This window comes from Sphingomonas sp. AC435 (genome assembly GCF_979253005.1).
The window spans coordinates 55,748-73,278 of the sequence record NZ_CEEDCJ010000007.1 but is presented as its reverse complement, the minus strand read 5'-3'; the positions used below and the strand labels follow the sequence as shown (position 1 = coordinate 73,278).

General features: G+C 67.8%; 21 protein-coding genes and 1 tRNA gene. 13 read left to right on the top strand and 9 right to left on the bottom strand.

The window, feature by feature from the left end; all coding sequences use genetic code 11:
• Positions 1-31: 31 nt before the first annotated feature.
• A complete protein-coding gene (locus AC0CH8_RS13825; protein WP_204198597.1) occupies positions 32-394 on the top strand; it encodes a response regulator in 363 nt (120 codons plus the stop codon).
• 16 nt (positions 395-410) lie between these two features.
• On the opposite strand, the gene AC0CH8_RS13820 is transcribed toward AC0CH8_RS13825, so the two are convergent.
• The 5 genes from AC0CH8_RS13820 to trmB all read right to left on the bottom strand — a co-directional run bounded on the left by AC0CH8_RS13820 (position 411) and on the right by trmB (position 3,068).
• Entirely contained in the window at positions 411-914 is a 504-nt protein-coding gene (locus AC0CH8_RS13820) for a hypothetical protein (RefSeq protein ID WP_465240404.1), read from the bottom strand.
• Positions 859-1,332, bottom strand: coding sequence for a hypothetical protein (locus tag AC0CH8_RS13815; RefSeq protein WP_465240403.1), 474 nt, complete (start codon positions 1,330-1,332; stop codon positions 859-861). Before AC0CH8_RS13815 ends, AC0CH8_RS13820 begins: the two co-directional genes overlap by 56 nt.
• A 36-nt stretch (positions 1,333-1,368) precedes the next feature.
• Positions 1,369-1,620, bottom strand: a complete 252-nt coding sequence (locus AC0CH8_RS13810) for a hypothetical protein (protein WP_465240402.1) — start codon at positions 1,618-1,620, stop codon at positions 1,369-1,371.
• Between the two features lie 94 nt (positions 1,621-1,714).
• Entirely contained in the window at positions 1,715-2,185 is a 471-nt protein-coding gene (locus tag AC0CH8_RS13805) for a response regulator transcription factor (protein ID WP_465240401.1), read from the bottom strand.
• Between the two features lie 202 nt (positions 2,186-2,387).
• Positions 2,388-3,068 (bottom strand): tRNA (guanosine(46)-N7)-methyltransferase TrmB, encoded by a 681-nt coding sequence (gene trmB / locus AC0CH8_RS13800; protein WP_465240400.1) that lies wholly within the window; start codon positions 3,066-3,068, stop codon positions 2,388-2,390.
• A gap of 65 nt (positions 3,069-3,133) precedes the next feature.
• On the opposite strand from trmB, the gene AC0CH8_RS13795 reads away from it, so the two are divergent.
• Positions 3,134-3,964 (top strand): formate/nitrite transporter family protein, encoded by an 831-nt coding sequence (locus tag AC0CH8_RS13795; RefSeq protein WP_465240399.1) that lies wholly within the window; start codon positions 3,134-3,136, stop codon positions 3,962-3,964.
• Complete coding sequence (locus AC0CH8_RS13790; RefSeq protein ID WP_465240398.1) at positions 3,957-4,592, top strand: phosphatase PAP2 family protein; 636 nt, start codon at positions 3,957-3,959, stop codon at positions 4,590-4,592. The genes AC0CH8_RS13795 and AC0CH8_RS13790 overlap by 8 nt, the downstream gene beginning before the upstream one ends.
• On the opposite strand, the gene AC0CH8_RS13785 is transcribed toward AC0CH8_RS13790, so the two are convergent.
• From AC0CH8_RS13785 to rplU, 3 genes are all read right to left on the bottom strand, one after another.
• Entirely contained in the window at positions 4,589-5,134 is a 546-nt protein-coding gene (locus AC0CH8_RS13785; protein ID WP_465240397.1) for a GNAT family N-acetyltransferase, read from the bottom strand. The two genes, AC0CH8_RS13790 and AC0CH8_RS13785, sit on opposite strands and share 4 nt — an antisense overlap.
• 176 nt (positions 5,135-5,310) lie before the next feature.
• Positions 5,311-5,580, bottom strand: a complete 270-nt coding sequence (gene rpmA, locus AC0CH8_RS13780) for a 50S ribosomal protein L27 (protein WP_055842088.1) — start codon at positions 5,578-5,580, stop codon at positions 5,311-5,313.
• A gap of 27 nt (positions 5,581-5,607) precedes the next feature.
• Positions 5,608-5,913 carry a 50S ribosomal protein L21 gene (gene rplU, locus AC0CH8_RS13775; RefSeq protein WP_055842092.1) on the bottom strand — a complete coding sequence of 102 codons (306 nt, stop codon included), beginning with the start codon at positions 5,911-5,913 and terminating at the stop codon, positions 5,608-5,610.
• A 267-nt stretch (positions 5,914-6,180) separates the two neighbouring features.
• On the opposite strand from rplU, the gene AC0CH8_RS13770 reads away from it, so the two are divergent.
• Positions 6,181-8,814 carry a TonB-dependent receptor plug domain-containing protein gene (locus AC0CH8_RS13770; protein WP_465240396.1) on the top strand — a complete coding sequence of 878 codons (2,634 nt, stop codon included), beginning with the start codon at positions 6,181-6,183 and terminating at the stop codon, positions 8,812-8,814.
• Positions 8,815-9,055: 241 nt separating this feature from the next.
• On the opposite strand, the gene hspQ is transcribed toward AC0CH8_RS13770, so the two are convergent.
• Entirely contained in the window at positions 9,056-9,433 is a 378-nt protein-coding gene (hspQ, locus tag AC0CH8_RS13765; RefSeq protein WP_204198606.1) for a heat shock protein HspQ, read from the bottom strand.
• Positions 9,434-9,556: 123 nt separating this feature from the next.
• Between hspQ and AC0CH8_RS13760 the strand changes: the two genes are divergently transcribed.
• The 9 genes from AC0CH8_RS13760 to AC0CH8_RS13720 all read left to right on the top strand — a co-directional run bounded on the left by AC0CH8_RS13760 (position 9,557) and on the right by AC0CH8_RS13720 (position 17,437).
• A tRNA-Ser gene (locus AC0CH8_RS13760) sits at positions 9,557-9,646 on the top strand.
• 132 nt (positions 9,647-9,778) lie between these two features.
• On the top strand, positions 9,779-11,845 hold the full coding sequence (locus tag AC0CH8_RS13755) for a TonB-dependent receptor (RefSeq protein WP_465240395.1): 2,067 nt from the start codon (positions 9,779-9,781) through the stop codon (positions 11,843-11,845).
• Positions 11,846-11,911: 66 nt separating this feature from the next.
• Positions 11,912-12,658: a cytochrome b gene (locus AC0CH8_RS13750; RefSeq protein WP_465240394.1), complete on the top strand. Its 747-nt coding sequence runs from the start codon at positions 11,912-11,914 to the stop codon at positions 12,656-12,658.
• A gap of 16 nt (positions 12,659-12,674) precedes the next feature.
• Positions 12,675-13,013: a c-type cytochrome gene (locus tag AC0CH8_RS13745; RefSeq protein WP_465240393.1), complete on the top strand. Its 339-nt coding sequence runs from the start codon at positions 12,675-12,677 to the stop codon at positions 13,011-13,013.
• 142 nt (positions 13,014-13,155) lie between these two features.
• On the top strand, positions 13,156-13,506 hold the full coding sequence (locus AC0CH8_RS13740; RefSeq protein ID WP_465240392.1) for a hypothetical protein: 351 nt from the start codon (positions 13,156-13,158) through the stop codon (positions 13,504-13,506).
• A 124-nt stretch (positions 13,507-13,630) separates the two neighbouring features.
• A complete protein-coding gene (locus AC0CH8_RS13735; RefSeq protein WP_465240391.1) occupies positions 13,631-14,620 on the top strand; it encodes an alpha/beta fold hydrolase in 990 nt (329 codons plus the stop codon).
• A 65-nt stretch (positions 14,621-14,685) separates the two neighbouring features.
• The gene (locus AC0CH8_RS13730) at positions 14,686-16,257 is read left to right on the top strand and encodes a flavin-containing monooxygenase (protein WP_465240390.1); all 1,572 of its coding nucleotides are present in this window, start codon (positions 14,686-14,688) and stop codon (positions 16,255-16,257) included.
• Positions 16,258-16,299: 42 nt separating this feature from the next.
• Positions 16,300-16,923, top strand: a complete 624-nt coding sequence (locus AC0CH8_RS13725; protein WP_465240389.1) for a TetR/AcrR family transcriptional regulator — start codon at positions 16,300-16,302, stop codon at positions 16,921-16,923.
• A 118-nt stretch (positions 16,924-17,041) separates the two neighbouring features.
• The gene (locus AC0CH8_RS13720; protein WP_204198614.1) at positions 17,042-17,437 is read left to right on the top strand and encodes a hypothetical protein; all 396 of its coding nucleotides are present in this window, start codon (positions 17,042-17,044) and stop codon (positions 17,435-17,437) included.
• Positions 17,438-17,531 lie beyond the last annotated feature (94 nt).

The window sequence follows — 17,531 nt, the reverse complement described above, 5'->3', positions numbered from 1 at the left end:
ACGGCCAGCCGTCGCACAGGAGAATCGAAGAATGCCCTGCACCGTGCTCATCGTCGAAGATGATCCGACGGTGCTCGCTTTCCTCGAAGAAGGACTGATCGATCGTGGCTACGAGGTGCTCAGCGCCCGCAGTGGTGGCGAGGCGCTGAGCGTGCTCGACAGCGGGCTCGACGATATCGACGTCCTGGTCGCCGACATCCGCATCGGGGCGGGCCTCGACGGCTGGGAGATCGCCCGCTGCGCGCGGGAGATCTCGCCGGACTTCCCCATCGTCTACATCACCGGCGACAGCGCCTCCGCTCATGAACTGGAGGGCGTGGCGAACAGCCGGCTGCTGCAAAAGCCGTTCGGCAGCGAGCAGCTGGCGCGAGCGATCGAGGCGTTGCTGCCCTGAACCGACGGGCGAGCGTCTACACCCCCTCCAGATAGCGCAGCATCAATTCGACGGCGGTCGGCGTGATGCCGACCATCTCCTCGCCGCTCTCGGGCGCGGTCCAGCGATGGGCGAGACCCGACTCGGTGAGTACCAGCAACCACCGCCGGCCGTTCGCCGGCGCGGTGTGGCGTGCGATCAGATCCATCGTCGATCGGGCCACCCCCTCTTCATGGGCGATGAACAGGTCCAGCAGGATATCCCATGCGGGTTCGCTGAAGACGGCGGTGAAGCGGCCGAACGCGGCGTCGCGGTCACGGCGTTGATGATAGAGCGCACGCGCCTTTTCCAGATCGGTGGGCTGGTCCGGGCCTTGCGCCGGCATCCGGCCGAACGGTTCCGGCGACGCCTCCTGACTGTGCGCGACGGCGATCGACACCTTGCGCAGCGCCTCGATCAGACGCCGGAGGGCATCCCTGTCCTCCTCAGGCCACCGGATCAGGCGGACGTCGGTGGATGTCGACGTTCCAGGCCGGGTCATGACCGAATTCCCGACAGCGCCGCCGATGCCGGATCGTGCCCGCGACGAGCAGCGCCATCAGCGGATAGGCGATCTGCCCGATACTCCACGCATAGACGAGCGGCACCAGCGCGCGGTCGACGATGCGGATGACGTGGATCGCGACGGATATCATTTGCAGCGCCGCCAGCCAGATCGGCCAGTAGCGGTTGGCCCGGAGCGCCACCGCCGTGAAGGCGGCGAACAGCACCGCATCGACTCCGAACCCGCTCCAGTCGAGCGAATGGAACGTCGATGCCGGATCGTAGGGCAGCAATGCGGTCGCCGCGTTCGCGGCGACCATCAGCCCGGCCACCCACCGCTCCGGCGCGCCCCCGCCCCAGAGGGCGAAGGCGGCGACGGCGATCAGCGCGACGTTGAAGACGAGGATGTGAAGCATCAGTGCGCTCCCCACCGCGATACGGCCGGCGTCGCATCAGGCCGCGACGGAGGACCCGGCGCGCACGCCGACCATGCCGCTCGGCGGGTATTTGCGGCTGTCGCCAAAATCGTCGGCGGCGGTGAAGTCGATGCCGAAGACGCGCGCGATCTTTTCCAGCGAGCGATGTCCGTCGATGGTCGATCCGCGGGCGGAGGACAGGTGGACCAGCGCCTCGCTGAACGCCTTGAACGCGGGCTGCCCGACCGCAGCGCCCAGCCGCTGCTCCGCCTGCGCCGCCGCGAGCATCGTCGCGACTTCGCCACCGATCGCGAAAGCGGCGTCCTGCGCCTGTTCGAATTCCCGCAGCAGCAGGTACAGGCGCTGGGCCGCACCCGCATCCTCATGCCTGGTGGAGCACGGCGACGACGAAGTCGGTGACGAAGCGGAGGCCCGCGGCGAGCATGCCGAAACCGACCGCAAAGGCGAGCGCGAGAAGTGGGATCCACGCGAGACGCTGGAGGGGGCTGAGGTCATTATGGGCCGATCCTTTGGCGCGAAAGGGAAGCCGCAGCGAACCGCTCGCTGCCGACGCCGGCTTCCCTGCCGCCGCGGGTGCGGTCGGAACCACCCGCGAAGGTTGACCGGGTGGATTTTGGGGGTCCGCCAGCCGCTCGTGCGCCTGGAACCAGAGCGCCGCCGTGGCGCGGTCGGGCGCACCCAGCACCTTGGTCGCGCTGTCCAGATGGCCGTAGACGGTGGATTCGGAAATGCCGAGATCGTTGCCGATCCGCTTCGCCGACTTGAGCGCGACGAGCCCGCGCAGGCAATCGCGCTGGCGCGGGGTCAGCCGATCGAAGTTCGGGTCGGTCATGGGCGAAGGCGGACAGCCGCCGCGCGATCCGCGCTGCCAGCGTCTCGCCGGGCGCATGACCGCGACGCCACTATCCATCCTTCAAGATCGCTCCCGAGCCCCACGCTGACCTTCGCTTCGACTGCAAGTTTTTACAATGTCGGCACATTGCACATGGCTTGGCCCCATGTCTCGACAGAAGCGCGAGGGGTCGGCCGTCACGTCAGACGCGGACGTACCGGAAATACCAGACCTCGTGCCCCTGCCGCCGTGCCTTGCGCTCGTAGCGGGTTTCGGGCCACTCGGCGGGGCGGGTCAGGAAGTCGGCGGCCTTGGTCGCCTGCCACACGAAGTCGCGGCGTTGGTTCATGACCATCATCGACCAGCGACAATAGGTCGGGTCGTCGGTTCCCAGCCGGAACTCGCCGCCCGGCCGGAGCTTGGTGGCGATGGCGTCGAGGGGGCCGTGGTTCATCATCCGCCGCTTCGCATGGCGCGCCTTGGGCCAGGGGTCGGGGTGGAGCAGATAGACCCGCTCCAGCGCGGCGTCCGGCAGGCGCTCCACGACCTCCAGCGCGTCGCCCATGTGCAGGCGGACATTGTCCAGCGCCTCGTCGCGAATGTGGTTGAGCGCGCCGACGACGCCGTTCAGGAACGGCTCGCAGCCGATGAAGCCGGCGTCGGGATGCGCCGCGGCCTGGCCGGCGAGGTGCTCGCCCGCGCCGAAGCCGATCTCCAGATGCAGCGGCCGGTCGTTGCCGAACAGCGTCGCGGCGTCGAGCGGTCCCGTGTCCGGTACGGCGACCTGCGGCAACAGCTCCTCGACCAGCGCGGCCTGACCGGTGCGCAGCTTGTGGCCCTGACGACGGCCATAGAGGCGGCGGATGACGGCGGGATCGTTCATGGCGGCGGCCCTTAGCGCGGCCGTCCGCCGGAGCAAAGCACGAGCCGGACCGTTACCGTCGCGCAATGGATCAACACGACACGCCAGACCCCGACGAAACCGGCGATGTCGAGGACCTGAAAGCCGCCGACGCGCGCGAGCTTCACCGTACCGTCCGCGAAACCGGCGAAGAGGAGTTGAAGCGGCCGGCGGCGGCGTTGTTCTGGTCCGGGCTGGTCGCAGGTCTGGCGATCACGACGTCGTTGATCGCGGAAGCGGCGATCCACCGCGCCCTGCCGCAGGAGCCGTGGAGCGAACTGGTCGTGGCGCTAGGTTACCCGATCGGGTTCCTGATCGTCATTCTTGGCCGGATGCAGCTGTTCACGGAAAGCACCGTGACCGCGATGCTGCCGCTGGTGACGCGCCCGTCGCGCTGGGCGCTGACGCGGACGCTACGGCTGTGGGGGATTGTGCTGGCCGCCAATCTGGTCGGGACGGCGGTGGCGGCGGCGCTGATCGACGCCGGATTGCTGGGCAATACCGAGCTGCGGCACGCCGCGCTGTCGATCTCGGCCCGCATTCTGGAACTCGGCGCGTGGGATACGTTCCTGAACGCGATCCCGGCGGGCTTCCTGATCGCGATCATCGCGTGGACGCTGCCGAACGCGCGCGAACAGGCGTTCTGGGTCATTCTCGCGATCACCTATATCGTTGCGATCGCCGGGTTCAGCCACTCGGTGGTCGGTTCGGACGAGGCGTTCCTGCTGTTGTTCGCCGGTCAGACGACGCTGGTCCAGACGCTGTTCGCGCTGATCCTGCCAGCCGTGCTCGGCAATCTCGTCGGCGGCGCGGGGCTGTTCGCGCTGCTGGCGCATGCGCAGGTCAAAAGTGATGTGGAGGATGCACCGGGTGGGTAAGGCGAAGACGACGATCAAGAAGATCGGACGCGCCGAGCGGGCGTCGACGCACCGTGCCGCGCGTCGCAAGAACGGGCCCTTGATCGACGCTGCCGGCAAAGCGGCGGAAATTGCGGATCAGCCGCCACTGATCGCGATTTCCGTCGTGACGATATTGGTAGGGGCGCTGGCGCGACGTCCGGCGGTGACGCGCAGCGGTGTGCGGATGCTGGCCAGCCATCTGCTGGCGACGGGGGTCAAGACCGTGCTGAAATCCTCGATCGATCGAACCCGCCCGGCGCGCGCGCTGCGCGGAGGGCATCATATCGGCAAGGGCGACGGTGCCGACGATACGACGCTCAACTCCTTCCCGTCGGGACACACCGCTGGGGCCGTAGCGGTGGCGCAGGCGGTCGCGACCGAATCGCCGCGGGCCGGCTTGCCGTTGCAGGCGGCGGCGATCGCCGTCGCCGCGCTTCAGCCGAGCGGCGGCAAGCATTATTGGAGCGACGTGCTGGCGGGGGCCGCGATCGGCTGGGCGGCGGAGCGGGTCGCGAACGCGGGTCTTCGAATCGCCGAGGCGACGGTGAAGGGTGCGCTGGATCGAACCGAGAGGCTCGAACCGCCAGCCCTCGCCACTCGCACCTAGGCCGCGATCGCCACCGGGCATCGCTCCTCGTCGAGATCGAGTGCGTACTCGATGCTCGGCGCCGGATCGTTCCGCGCGGCCGAAGGGCGCTGCATCATCGTCCCCGTCGGGCGGAACCCGAGCTTGCGCAGGACCTTGCCGGATGCCGGATTGTCCGCGAAGTGCCATGCACCCAACCGCGCCAACGGTAGAGCGTGGCAGGCCATCGCAATCACCGCATGGCCGGCTTCGGTGGCGTAGCCGCGACCCCAGGCGGCGGGGGTCAGCCAGTAATGGAATTGCGGACCCTGGCCGTCGCGATCGGCGATGCCGATGCCGCCGACCAGCACGGGCGTCCCACTCTCCAGCGAATCGATCAGGAAGCGCGGTTCGTGCGCAGCACGCGGCTCCAGCGTGCGCGCGACCGCGTCGTCCAGCGTGTAGGGGTGCGGAATGCGGGCCAGCATCCGGGCCACGCGCGCATCGGCCAGCGCCGATGCCAGTGCGCCTGCGTCCTCCGGCCAGGCCGGGCGCAGCAACAGTCTCTCCGTCCGCGCGAACATGTCGTCGTGTCTCCTCGTCGCGTCGCGCCGGGCCTGCCACGTCTTGATGACGGGACAGCGACAGGCGCGGGGGAGGGAGCACGAAAAAAGGGAGCCGGGATGACCCGTCTCCCTTTTAGAGCTGGTTCCAGTGCGGAACCCGGGTCACCCTGGTGGGCAACCCGGTTGGTCGCCCGTTATTCTGCGGCCTGCGCAATCTGCTCCACGAAGCAGAACTTGCGACCGAGTTTGCCCTGCTTGAACGCCACGCGGCCATCGACGAGCGCAAACAGGGTATGGTCGGTGCCCATGCCCACGTTGACGCCCGGATAGAACTTCGTGCCGCGCTGACGCACGAGGATGTTGCCGGCGACGCATTCCTGCCCACCGAACTTCTTCACGCCGAGGCGACGACCGGCCGAGTCACGACCGTTGCGCGACGAACCGCCTGCTTTCTTATGTGCCATGTCGAATAGCTCCGATTTTCTAGCCGGTTACGCCTGCGCGCCGATCGACACGATCTTCAGGATCGTGTGATTCTGGCGGTGGCCGTTCTTGCGGCGATAATTGTGACGGCGGCGCTTCTTGAAGACGATGACCTTCTCGGCCTTCGCCTGCGCGATGATCTCCGCGGCGACGGTCAGCCCGTCGACGCTCTTCAGATCCGAACCCTCGCCCGCGAGCAGCACGTCGCCGAGCGTGATCGACGAACCTGCGTCACCGTCAATCTTCTCGACGACGATCTTGTCTCCGGCGGCGACGCGATATTGCTTGCCGCCCGTGCGCACCACTGCGAACATGGCCCTCATCACTTTCCAAATGCGTAGCCCACGCCGGACGCACATGCCCGCCGGGGAAGAAGGGCCAGCTACGGCGATCGGTTCCGCATGTCAACCGTTCAGCGCCGATTCCCGGTTGTCGACGCGGCTTCGATGATGTTGCGGTGCGGCAACAGGCTGCGGCCAAAAGGACGCTGACGTGCCGATGCGGCATTGAGCCCGGCGAGCGTCGTCATACAAGTGTCACGTCGGATCGAGCCGAACTCGACCGCCACATCAGGGGGTTTCATGCGCCGTAATACCATCGTCCTGTCATTGACCGTATCCACGCTGGCGCTGTCGACGCTGGCGTTTTCCGCGCCCGCTTTCGCGCAGACCACGATCGCACCCGCCGATCAGCAGGCCGACCCGAGCGTTCCGGAAGCGGTGGGGACCGAACCGGGGCAGGAGATCCTCGTCATCGGTACGCGTGCGCAGGGGCGCACCGTCGCCGACAGCCCGGTGCCGATCGACGTCATCGGCGGCGATGCGCTGGTCAATGCCGGCTATACCGAGACGGCCAAGGTGCTGAACCAGCTGGTGCCCTCGTTCAACTTCCCGCAGCCGTCGATCACCGACGGCACCGACGTGGTGCGCCCGGCGACGCTGCGCGGCCTGTCGCCCGACCAGACGCTGGTGCTGGTCAACGGCAAGCGCCGGCACACGTCGTCGCTGCTCAACATCAACGGGTCGGTCGGGCGCGGTTCGGCGGCGGTCGACCTGAACACGATCCCGTCGTTGGCGATCGAGCGCATCGACGTGCTGCGCGACGGTGCCGCGTCCCAGTACGGGTCGGACGCGATCGCCGGCGTCATCAACATCCAGCTGAAGAAGCGTGAAGGCGGCCGCGCTCAGGCGACCTACGGCAAGTACGTGACATCGTTGCAGGACGTGTCCGGCGTATCGGGCGTGCAGACCGGCGCCAACGGCCAGCCGGTGGTGCGCGCGTCCGACGGCACGTTTGCGCTGAACGAGACGGGCAACGACCGCAAGGCGCGTGACGGCGAGACCATCACCTATGCCGCGAACATCGGCTTGCCGGTGGGCGAATCGGGCTACCTGAACTTCACCGGCGAATATCGCGGGCGCGACGCGACGAACCGCGCCGGCTACGATCCCCGCCGCATCTACCCGCGCCAGACGAACGGGCAGGTCGATCCGCGCGAGCTGACCTTCGACCGGCTCAACCACCGCTACGGCGACGCGAAGACCGACGATCTGAACTTCTTCGTGAACGCGGGCGCCGATCTCGGCGCGTCGGCCGAACTGTATATGTTCGGCAGCTTCGGCAAGCGCGACGGCGAGAGCGCGGCCTTCTATCGTCGTGCGGCAGGCGTCGACACGGCGTTCGGAAGCACGATCCAGGACCTGCGCAACTGCAACTACGCCACGGGTACGTGCCAGCCCTTCTACGCCGATGGGTTCCTGCCGCTCATCACCAGCGAATCGACGGACTATTCCGCGGCGGTCGGGATCAAGGGCAAGTTCGGCGGCGGCATCAACTACGACCTGTCCTATGTCCGCGGCCACAACAGCTTCGATTTCTACATCGCCAACAGCTACAACACGTCGTTCGGGCCGAACAGCAACCAGGGCTTCGACGCCGGCGGCACGCGGTTCGCGCAGGACGTCGTGAACCTCGACCTCCAGAAGCAGGTGGAGGTGGGCTTCCTGTCCAGCCTGTCGCTGGCGGCGGGCGCGGAATATCGGCGTGAAAACTACAAGCTGGTGGCGGGCGACGTGCAGAGCTACGCCGCCGGACCGTTCGCGACGACCAACAACGCCCCGGCCGGCGCGCAGGGCTTTCCCGGCTTCCGTCCGGCCAATGCGGTCGACCGGTCGCGCGACAGCGTCGCGGGCTACGTCGAGGCCGACGCCGACATCAGCGACGCCTTCACGGTGCAGGCGGCGGGCCGCTACGAGCATTATTCGGATTTCGGCGACACGGTGAACGGCAAGCTCGCCGCGCGCCTCGCGCCGATCCGGGGCATCGCCGTGCGCGGCTCGGTCTCCACCGGCTTCCGCGCGCCGTCCCTCCAGCAGCAATATTTCTCGTCCTTCGCGACCAACAACGTGAATGGTACGCTGGTCGAGGTCGGCACCTTCGCTGTCAGCGATCCGGTCGCGGTGGCGCTCGGGTCGCAGCGGTTGAAGGCGGAGAAGTCGCTCAACCTGGGCGGCGGCGTGACGCTCGATCCGTTCCGCGGCTTCACGCTGACGGCGGACTATTACAACATCAAGATCGACGACCGCATCGTCGTGACGGAGAACCTGCAAGGGGCGGGCGTGGTCGCCATCCTGCGCGGGGCGGGGATCAACAACATCACTTCCGCGCGGTTCTTCATCAACGGCATCGACACCCGGACGCAGGGCGTGGAGGTGGTCGGCACCTACCGGGTGCCCGATCTGGGTATCGGCAAGATCTCGCTGACCGGCGGCTTCAACTACAACAAGACGCGGATCACCGATCGTGCGGTGCTGCCGACGCTACCGACGCTGACGCTGTTCGGGCGGCAGGAGTCGCTGCGGCTGGAGAGGGGCCAGCCGCGCACCAAGATCAACCTCGGGGCCGACTGGTCGCTGGGCGCGATCGGCGTGACGGCCCGGACTAACCGGTACGGCAAGGTGCTGTCGCCGGGATCGACCGCGGTCAACGACGTGACGCTGGAGCCGAAGTGGATCACCGACCTGGAGGTTCGCGGCGAGTATCGCGGGATCGAGCTGGCGGTGGGTGCGAACAACGTGTTCGACGAATACCCGACCCGCCTGCCGGTGCTGGGCACGGCGGCGACGATCAACAACTACTTCATCCCGTATTCCAGCTTCTCGCCGTTCGGGTTCAACGGTCGGTACCTGTACGCACGGGCGGGGATCAGCTTCTGATCTTCGATGCCTCGTGGCTCATGAAGAGGCGGCGGGAGCGATCCCGCCGCCTTTCTTGTGTCGGGCGGACAGGGGCAACCCACCACTCGTCACCCCAGCGAAAGCTGGGGTCTCATGCAAGGGAAGGCCTCTCGACGACGAGACCCCAGCTTTCGCTGGGGTGACGGTGATGGGCAGGGTTACGACGTCTGACGAGAGCCGCGTGCGTTCAACGGGAACGTAATACCAAACGCCCCAAACCCTAGTGCCGATGTTCCCGCTTCAGCGCGTATCGACCGTCGGCATATTCCGTGAACAGGCCGGAGATCGCGGGGTGATCGACCGGTTCGTCGGTGTCGTCCGGGATCAGGTTCTGCTGGCTGACATAGGCGACGTAGCTCGACTCCATGTTCTCGGCGAGCAGGTGGTAGAAGGGCTGGTCCTTGCGCGGACGGATATGCTCCGGAATCGCGTCGTACCACTCCTCGCTGTTGGCAAAGACGGGGTCGACGTCGAAGATCACGCCGCGAAAGTCGAACATGCGGTGGCGCACGACATCCCCGATCGCAAACCGGGCGTGCGAGACGGGCGGTGCGATGGGGGCGGGGCCGTCGGCGGCCGGAAGTTCGGATGGAGCCATGACCCCAATCTAGTGTTTCCGCCGCGCCGCACAAGCAGGCGCTTGCAGGGCATGCGATGTTGCGTTAGAGGCGCGCCCTCGACCGACCGACCGGCCTTTTTCGAAGGCTCGTTCGTCCTCCGCGGAGAGGTGGCAGAGTGGTCGAATGTACCGCACTCGAAATGCGGCGTGCCCTCACGGGTACCGTGGGTTCGAATCCCACCCTCTCCGCCAGTTTCTACATATAAATCCTATAGGATCGGTAATCCGCGGTTGCCGTACACGCTCGGGCGCGGCATCAGGCATCGCGTGAACGGTCAGGGCCATAAGGTGCCTCGCGCCGTCGCGGTTGCCAGGGCTGATCGCATGATATTCAGACGTTCGTTTCTTGCGTTGCTGGCCGGCTGCGCGTCGCCGGCACTGGCGCAAACCCAGGCAGCGGAGGGCGGTCCCGACATCGTCGTCACTGGTCGCGGGCTGGACGACCAGCCCGGCGACCGTGCGTTCGACGTGGTGACGATCGACCGCGAGCGAATCGAGGCCAACGCCGCCGGCCGGCTGGAGAGCGTTCTTGCCGATGTCGCCGGGCTTCAGCAGTTCCGCCGGTCCGATAGCCGCAGCGCCAATCCCACCAGCCAGGGCATCACGCTGCGCGGCATCGGCGGCAATGCCGCCAGCCGCGCGCTGCTGGTGCTGGACGGGGTGCCGCAGGCGGACCCGTTCGGCGGCTGGGTGGCCTTCCCCGCCTATGCGACCGACCGGATCGGGCGGGTGCGCGTCACGCGCGGCGGCGGCAGCGGCTTTTTCGGGCCGGGCGCGCTGGCGGGCACGATCGAACTCGACAGCGCCGTGCCGACCACGCCGTTCGGGGGCAGCGTCGCGTACGGAAGCCGCGATTCGGTGGATGCGCGCGGATCGGCGGCGCTGGTGCGGCAGGATGGGTTCCTGACGCTGTCGGGGGCCTATGCGCGGGGCGACGGCTTCACGCCGACCGTCGAGGAGGACCGCGGGCCGATCGACCGGCCCGCGCCGTTCGAACAGGCGTCGCTCGCCGCACGCACCGTGATCCGGGTCGCCGACGCGACGGAGCTTCAGGTCAACGCCGCCGCCTTCACCGACAGTCGCGACCGGGGCACGCCGTTCACGGACAACCGGTCGCAGGGCGCGGACGCCAGCATTCGTCTGGTCGGGCGTGGTCGCTGGGGCTTCTCCGCACTCGCTTACCTCCAGACGCGGGTGTTTGAATCGAGCTTCGCCAGCATCAACGCGGCGCGCACGACGGCGACGCAGACGCTGGATCAGTACAACACGCCGGCGACCGGCCTCGGCGCACGCATCGAGGTCGCACCGCCGCTGGGCGAGGCGATCGCCCTCCGGCTGGGCGCGGACGTGCGCAACGTCGAGGGCCGAACGCAGGAACTCTATACCTTCGTCGCGGGCAGCCCCACGCGCCGCCGCGTCGCCGGTGGCGAGAACCGAACGCTAGGCCTGTTCGCGGATGGCAGCATCGAGGCCGGGCGGCTGACGCTGACGCTGGGCGGACGCGTCGACTGGTGGCGGATCGCGCAGGGCTCGCTGGTGGAACGGCCGATCGCGATCGGGCCTACGATCAACGACCTGCGCTTTCCGGATCGCGACGGAACGGAGGCGACGGGCCGCGCCGGGCTGGCCTATGAAGCGGTGGACGGCGTGACGTTGCGCGCGGCGGCCTATCGCGGCTGGCGCCTGCCGACACTGAACGAATTGTACCGCCCCTTCCGCGTCGGGGCGGACGCGACCGGCGCCAACGCCGCACTGGCGCCCGAGGCACTGAAGGGTGTCGAGGGCGGCGTTACGATCGCACCGACGCGCACGGTCAGCATCGCCGCCACCTATTTCTTCAACCGGCTGGACGACGCCATCGCCAACGTCACGGCCGGTGCAGGGCCGGGCAACTTTCCGCTGGTGGGTTTCGTCGGAGCGGGTGGCACTTACCGAGTCCGCCAGAATCTGGACGCGGTGACGTCGGACGGCTTCGAGATCGACGCGTCGTGGCGGCCCGGCCCGGTCGGGCTTCGCGCATCGTGGAGCCATGTCGAACCGCGCGTGAAGGCGTCGGGTGCGGCGGCGGCGCTCGACGGGTTGCGGCCGGCGCAGACGCCGCGGGATCAGGTGTCCGCGACGGTCGACGCACGCTATCGCAACGCCGCAGCGGCGCTGACGGTACGGCACGTCGCACGGCAGTTCGAGGACGACCAGAACAGCCGCAGCCTGGCACCGGCGACAACGCTGGACGGGTATCTGGCGGTCCCGGTCACCGCTGGGCTGGCGATCGAGGCGCGGGCGGAGAACCTGTTCGACGAGCGGGTCGAGGCGGGGATCAGCGGCGCGAACATTCTGGAACGCGCGACGCCGCGGACGCTGTGGCTGGGGCTTCGCTACCGACCAAGCTGACACGTCGGCGTTGACGCTGCCGCGACGGAGGATCATTCCCGAGCCGCAACGAGCGAGGGACTGACGATGGCGACCTTGGCACATACGCAGCGCGGTCCGTCGCGCGGGTTGCGATACACGAACGTCGCCATTGCGCTGCATTGGGCGATCGCGGCGCTGATCCTCTACAATCTTACATCGGGGCTGTTGCGGCCGGTGCTGCCCCGCGGCTTCTTCGTGTTCCACGTCTCGTCGGGCATCACGATTCTGGCGCTGACGGTCGTGCGGGTCGGATGGCGGCTGACGCACCGGCCGCCGTCGCAACTGCCGATGGCCCGGTGGGAGCATCGACTGGCGCATGTCGTCCATTTCCTGTTGTACGCGGCGATGCTGCTGCTGCCGTTTTCCGGCTGGGCGCTGGTGTCGGCCAATCCGCCGGCGGGGTCGCCGGGTGCGGACTGGGCAGCCGCGAACCGTCCCGCACCGCCGCCGCCCGCACCGACGCTGAAGCCCGACCCGACGTCGAAGGGCGGGCCGGCCGGTGAGGGCAAGGGTGGCGGACAACCGCCGCGCAAGCGGGGTCCGACGATGCTATGGGGTGTCGTCGCGCTGCCGCTGATCGGTCCGGTGAACGAGATGGGTCGGACCGCCGCGGGCGTGCCCGAGCAGCGTGAGCTGCACGAGCGCATCGAGACGTTCCACGCACTGGGCGGCTGGGTGATGCTCGTCCTGCTGGTGCTGCACATCGCCGGCGCGCTGAAGCACCAGTTCGTCGATCGCGAACGCGAGCTGGCGCGGATGAGCATCGGCCGCCGCCGGAAATCCGGTATCTGAACGGAAAGCATCGAGAATGAAGTACGGGTTGCAGGCGGTGTTCGGCACTGTTGCGCCGTGTGCCGCTATGTTGAGTGCCGTCGTCGCAGGCGCGCCGATCGCACCCGGGCAGCAGCCGCCGGTTGCCGTCCATCCCTCGACGTCCGCAGCGGACCCGGCGGCGCTGTTCGAGAACACCTGCGCCGGCTGCCACGAGCTGGAGCAGGCGACGGCAACGCCGATGGACCTCGACGGCTGGCGCGCGACGGTCGAGCGCATGATCGGCTATGGTGCAAAGCTGTCGCCGGAGCAGGCCGATGCGGTCGTCCGCTATCTGGCGGAACATCATGGACCCGGCGCCGCGCAGGTGCACTGAGCGGTTCCGGCAACCGGAACTTGCCCGACGCAAACCAGAAGTTGCAATCCCTACTGAATAGATGGGATATGAATGGCGGCGGGAGGTGGCGCATGTCGCACACGTCGTTCGATACCAAGGCCGCGGATCCGATCGTCCGCAGGTGGCGGGCGAACCGGGTGGCGACAGCGTCGGCCGGATCGGTGCGGTGCGCCGTTCCCGCTGCGAGGCATTTCGCGCCTCCCGCAGGTTCTATCGTGAAAGGGTTCACTCCATGAAGATCATCGCCGCGTCCCTCCTGGCCGTCGCCGCCCTGTCGGTGGGCGCATGCTCCAAGTCCGACGAAGCATCGAACACCGCCGTCGCCGACAATCTGACGGTCACCGACGACGACTTCGCCGACAACGGCACGGCGACGGGCGAGGAGCCGGGCAACGCCGCGGCGAACTTCGCGGACCCCGCGCTCGACAACGCCGCGACGCTCGACAACGGCGTCGCCGCGAACATCCAGTAATCCTCTCGCGCGGTCGCTTCCTTCGCGGCGACCGCCCCTCCCACACGCCAGGAAGCTCCCTAGCGTAGCCTCGACCCGGCAGTTCGCTGTCGGGTCGCTTTGTGCGTCCGGGCGTTGGGCGGGGATGAGCATCATCCTCGCCCTCCTCGCCGCCGCGTCCTCCCCGATCGCCGTGACCGCGCCTCCTGCCGGACAGGAGGTCGGCGCGGACCTCGAACATTTCGCCTATCCCTATCCGGTGCGCTGGTTCGTCGCCGGCGAGGGCGCGCGCATGGCCTATATGGATATCGCGCCGACCAGTGCCGCGAATGGCCGCACGCTGGTGCTGCTGCACGGCAAGAACTTCTGCGCGGCGACGTGGGGTGCCACCGCCAAACGTTTGGCGGGGGAGGGGTACCGCGTCATCGTCCCGGACCAGATCGGCTTCTGCAAATCGTCCAAGCCGGCCGGGTTTCAGTACAGCTTCGCCGCGCTGGCGACGATGACGCGCGATCTGATCGCGCAGGCGGGCGTGACCGGACCGGTGACGCTGGTCGGCCATTCGACCGGCGGCATTCTCGCGGCGCGTTATGCGTTGTTGTACCCCAAGGCGGTCGCGTCGCTGGTGCTCGTCAACCCGCTGGGCCTCAACGACACGATGGCCGAGGGCGTGCCCTATGCGCCGCTCGCCAAGCTTCGCGCCGAGGAGGCGAAAACGAACGCGGCGTCGATCAAGGCGTACCAGCTACGCACCTATTATCACGGGACGTGGCGGCCCGACTATGACCGCTGGGTCGCGATGCTGGCGGGGCAATATGCCAGTCGCGGCGGCGATACTGTGCGGGAGGCGCAGGCGCGGCTGTCGGACATGATCGAGACACAGCCGGTGGCGGCGGAACTGTCGCGGGTGGCTGCACCGGTGACGCTGCTGATCGGCAACCGCGACACGACGGCGTTCCGCGGCACCAGCGCGCACGCGGGCGCGAAAATCCGGACGGTGCCGGAGGCGGCGCGGGAGGTCGCGGGCCGCTGGCCGAACTTCCGGCTGGTGACGCTGGAGGGGCTGGGCCACGCGCCGCAGGTCGAGGATGCGGCACGGTTCGATGCTGCGCTGTTGGACGCCCTGCGGCGCTGACAGCGAGGTTGTCGCCGATCCGCCACCTGTTAAGGCGCACGCATCGTTCAAGAAGGATTGCAGGCATGGCCACGGCCCCCAGCCATTACGACGTCATCATCGTCGGTGCCGGCCTGTCGGGCATCGACGCCGCCTATCGGCTACAGACCGAATGCCCGCGCAAGAGCTATGCGATCCTGGAGGCGCGCGGCGCGATCGGCGGCACCTGGGACCTGTTCCGCTATCCCGGCATCCGCTCGGATTCGGATATGTACACGCTCGGCTTTCCGTTCCGACCGTGGACCGGTGACAAGGCGATCGCCGACGGCGGTTCGATCCGCAGCTATGTCGAGGACACCGCCCGCGAGTTCGGTATCGACCGCCGCATCCGCTTCGATACGCGCGTAGTCCGCGCGTCGTGGTCGACCGACAGCGCGATCTGGACGCTGGATGTCGAGGAGAGCGGACGGCGGACGACGCTGACCTGCCGGTTCCTGTACATGGGCAGCGGCTATTACGACTACGCAGCGGGCTTCACCCCCGAGTGGCAGGATGTCGATGCCTTTCAGGGCAAGATCGTTCACCCGCAGCATTGGCCCGCCGACCTAGACACCGCCGGCAAGCGCATCGTCGTGATCGGCAGCGGCGCGACCGCGGTGACGTTGGTGCCCGCGCTGGCGCAGACGGCGGCGCACGTCACGATGCTGCAACGCTCGCCCACCTACATCGTGTCGCGCCCGTCGCAGGACGGCTTCGCGCAGGCGGTCCAGAAGGCACTGCCGCCCTCGCTCGCCGGCCGGGCGACGCGCTGGAAGAGTATCCTGCTCGGCATCGCCACTTATAGCTTCGCGCGCCGCAAACCGGCGACGGTGAAGGCCGCGATCCTGCGCAACGTCGCCGCGCAACTGCCCGAGGGTTACGAGATCGCGCGCGATTTCGAGCCCCGCTACGCCCCGTGGGACCAGCGCATCTGCCTCGTCCCCGACGCCGATCTGTTCCACGCATTGAAATCTGGGCGGGCGGAGATCGTCACCGACACGATCACGCGGTTTACGCCGACGGGGCTGGCGCTCGCTTCGGGCCGAGAAATCGCCGCCGATATCGTCGTCACCGCGACCGGTCTCGTCCTCAAGCTGTTCGGCGGCGTCGAGATGGTCGTCGACGGGCGCGCCGTCGATCCGGCGGAGCGGATGGCGTACAAGGGCATGATGCTCAGCGACGTGCCGAATCTGGTGCTCGCCTTCGGCTACACGAACGCTTCGTGGACGCTGAAATGCGACCTGACCGCGCGCTACGCCTGCCGCCTGCTCAACCATATGGACCGGGAGGGCGTCACCACCTGCACGCCGCGTCGCGACTGGGCGGTGGCGCGGGAGCCGATGCTGGGCTTCACCAGCGGCTACGTCACGCGCGCAACCGCGATCCTGCCGCAGCAGGGGGCGACCGCGCCGTGGCGGGTGCACCAGAACTACCTGCTCGACCTCGCCGCACTCTCCGCTGCTCCGCTGGACGACGGCGTCATGGCGTTCACGCGTCCGGGCGAGGCCGTCGTCGATGCAGCGCCGGCCGAGCGGTTGAAACCGGCGGTCGCGTTCGCCATCGGGGTGGGCGTCGTCGGCGGGCTGGCGCTGCTGTTTCGGGGCAGGCCGAAGGGTTAGGGTGCTTGCCCTGCCGGATATGGACATTATATACCGGCCGTTATGGAAGCAAGTTTCAGCCCTGCACCCGCTATCGCCTCGAAGGGACGGCCGCGGGAATTCTGCACCGACATGGCGCTGGCGTCCGCGCTCCGCGTGTTCTGGAGCAAGGGCTATGAAGGCGCGTCGATGGCCGATTTGACGGAGGCGATGGGCATCACCAAGCCCAGTCTCTATGCGGCGTTCGGCAACAAGGAAGCCTTGTTCCACAAGGCGCTGGATCTCTACGAACAGGAAAAGCTGGGATATACGCGCGTCGCGCTCGACCAGCCCACCGCGCGCGCAGTCGCCGAATATTACATGCGTGGCGCGCTCGAAAGCCAGACCAGCAATGGCGATCCCAAAGGCTGTCTTGGCGTCATCCACTCGATGGCGTGCGGCGCGGAAGCCGAGTCGATCAAGGCGGACGTGATCGCGCGTCGCGCCTCGTCGCAGGCCGCGCTCGTCGCCCGGTTTGAGCGGGCGAAGGAGGATGGCGACCTGCCTGCGCACGTCGATGCGGCCGGGCTGACCAGCTACCTCTACGCGCTGTTGCAGGGCATGGCGGTGCAGGCTGGATCGGGCGCGAGCCGCGGCGATCTGGAGCGGCTGATCGACACCAGTCTGGCGATGTGGCCGAGCCGGTAGGCACGCCGGTAGCGCAGGGGTACGAGAAATCGTACCATGCGGTACAAAAGCCGTTGACCATCCCATGACCGCCATCTATACCGCTTGGTATAGAAGCTGACGGAAAGGGAGAACACTCATGGCTTACCTTGCATTTGCCGAGACATGCGCCGGTGCTGCCGACCGGGTTCTCACCCTTCCGAAGGCCGATACGGTCCCCGCGCGGCTCTCCGCTCTGGAATGGTCGGTCGTCGCGCTGGCGCGGAACGACCGGTTGTCGTCGCTGCGCGAGCCGGGCCGCATCTCGATGGCGATGGGCACGCTGTTCGGCGGCTTTCGCAATCCGCGGCTCGCCGATCCCCAGTTGGAGGCGCTGCGCCGGATCGCGGTGCTCAGCTGGCATCACGGCTACACCGTTCCCTCGCGCGAGGTGAAGGCGTTCATCGCCGCCGGTTACACCCCCGACCAGTACGAGCTGGTCGTCGACAGCGTCGAGGCGGATCGCCTGCACCGCGAGGAGCGGCTGAGCGCCTGATTGCAGCGGTTTCGAACTACTGGCCGAGACCCTGATACCATTGCTTGCGCGGCTTCGATTTGTCCGATTATAGCATCACCGAACGGACGACGAT

Bases quoted from the DNA above. Each gene is read 5' to 3' on its own strand.
- AC0CH8_RS13720 (WP_204198614.1), top strand. From the start codon at position 17,042: ATGGCTTACCTTGCATTTGCCGAGACATGCGCCGGTGCTGCCGACCGG.
- hspQ (WP_204198606.1), bottom strand. From the start codon at position 9,433: ATGGCTCCATCCGAACTTCCGGCCGCCGACGGCCCCGCCCCCATCGCA.
- AC0CH8_RS13735 (WP_465240391.1), top strand. From the start codon at position 13,631: ATGAGCATCATCCTCGCCCTCCTCGCCGCCGCGTCCTCCCCGATCGCC.
- AC0CH8_RS13730 (WP_465240390.1), top strand. From the start codon at position 14,686: ATGGCCACGGCCCCCAGCCATTACGACGTCATCATCGTCGGTGCCGGC.
- rplU (WP_055842092.1), bottom strand. From the start codon at position 5,913: ATGTTCGCAGTGGTGCGCACGGGCGGCAAGCAATATCGCGTCGCCGCC.
- AC0CH8_RS13725 (WP_465240389.1), top strand. From the start codon at position 16,300: ATGGAAGCAAGTTTCAGCCCTGCACCCGCTATCGCCTCGAAGGGACGG.
- AC0CH8_RS13750 (WP_465240394.1), top strand. From the start codon at position 11,912: ATGGCGACCTTGGCACATACGCAGCGCGGTCCGTCGCGCGGGTTGCGA.
- AC0CH8_RS13825 (WP_204198597.1), top strand. From the start codon at position 32: ATGCCCTGCACCGTGCTCATCGTCGAAGATGATCCGACGGTGCTCGCT.
- AC0CH8_RS13770 (WP_465240396.1), top strand. From the start codon at position 6,181: ATGCGCCGTAATACCATCGTCCTGTCATTGACCGTATCCACGCTGGCG.
- AC0CH8_RS13805 (WP_465240401.1), bottom strand. From the start codon at position 2,185: ATGACCGACCCGAACTTCGATCGGCTGACCCCGCGCCAGCGCGATTGC.
- AC0CH8_RS13810 (WP_465240402.1), bottom strand. From the start codon at position 1,620: ATGCTCGCGGCGGCGCAGGCGGAGCAGCGGCTGGGCGCTGCGGTCGGG.
- AC0CH8_RS13785 (WP_465240397.1), bottom strand. From the start codon at position 5,134: ATGTTCGCGCGGACGGAGAGACTGTTGCTGCGCCCGGCCTGGCCGGAG.
- AC0CH8_RS13820 (WP_465240404.1), bottom strand. From the start codon at position 914: ATGACCCGGCCTGGAACGTCGACATCCACCGACGTCCGCCTGATCCGG.
- rpmA (WP_055842088.1), bottom strand. From the start codon at position 5,580: ATGGCACATAAGAAAGCAGGCGGTTCGTCGCGCAACGGTCGTGACTCG.
- AC0CH8_RS13755 (WP_465240395.1), top strand. From the start codon at position 9,779: ATGATATTCAGACGTTCGTTTCTTGCGTTGCTGGCCGGCTGCGCGTCG.
- AC0CH8_RS13795 (WP_465240399.1), top strand. From the start codon at position 3,134: ATGGATCAACACGACACGCCAGACCCCGACGAAACCGGCGATGTCGAG.
- trmB (WP_465240400.1), bottom strand. From the start codon at position 3,068: ATGAACGATCCCGCCGTCATCCGCCGCCTCTATGGCCGTCGTCAGGGC.
- AC0CH8_RS13745 (WP_465240393.1), top strand. From the start codon at position 12,675: ATGAAGTACGGGTTGCAGGCGGTGTTCGGCACTGTTGCGCCGTGTGCC.
- AC0CH8_RS13815 (WP_465240403.1), bottom strand. From the start codon at position 1,332: ATGCTTCACATCCTCGTCTTCAACGTCGCGCTGATCGCCGTCGCCGCC.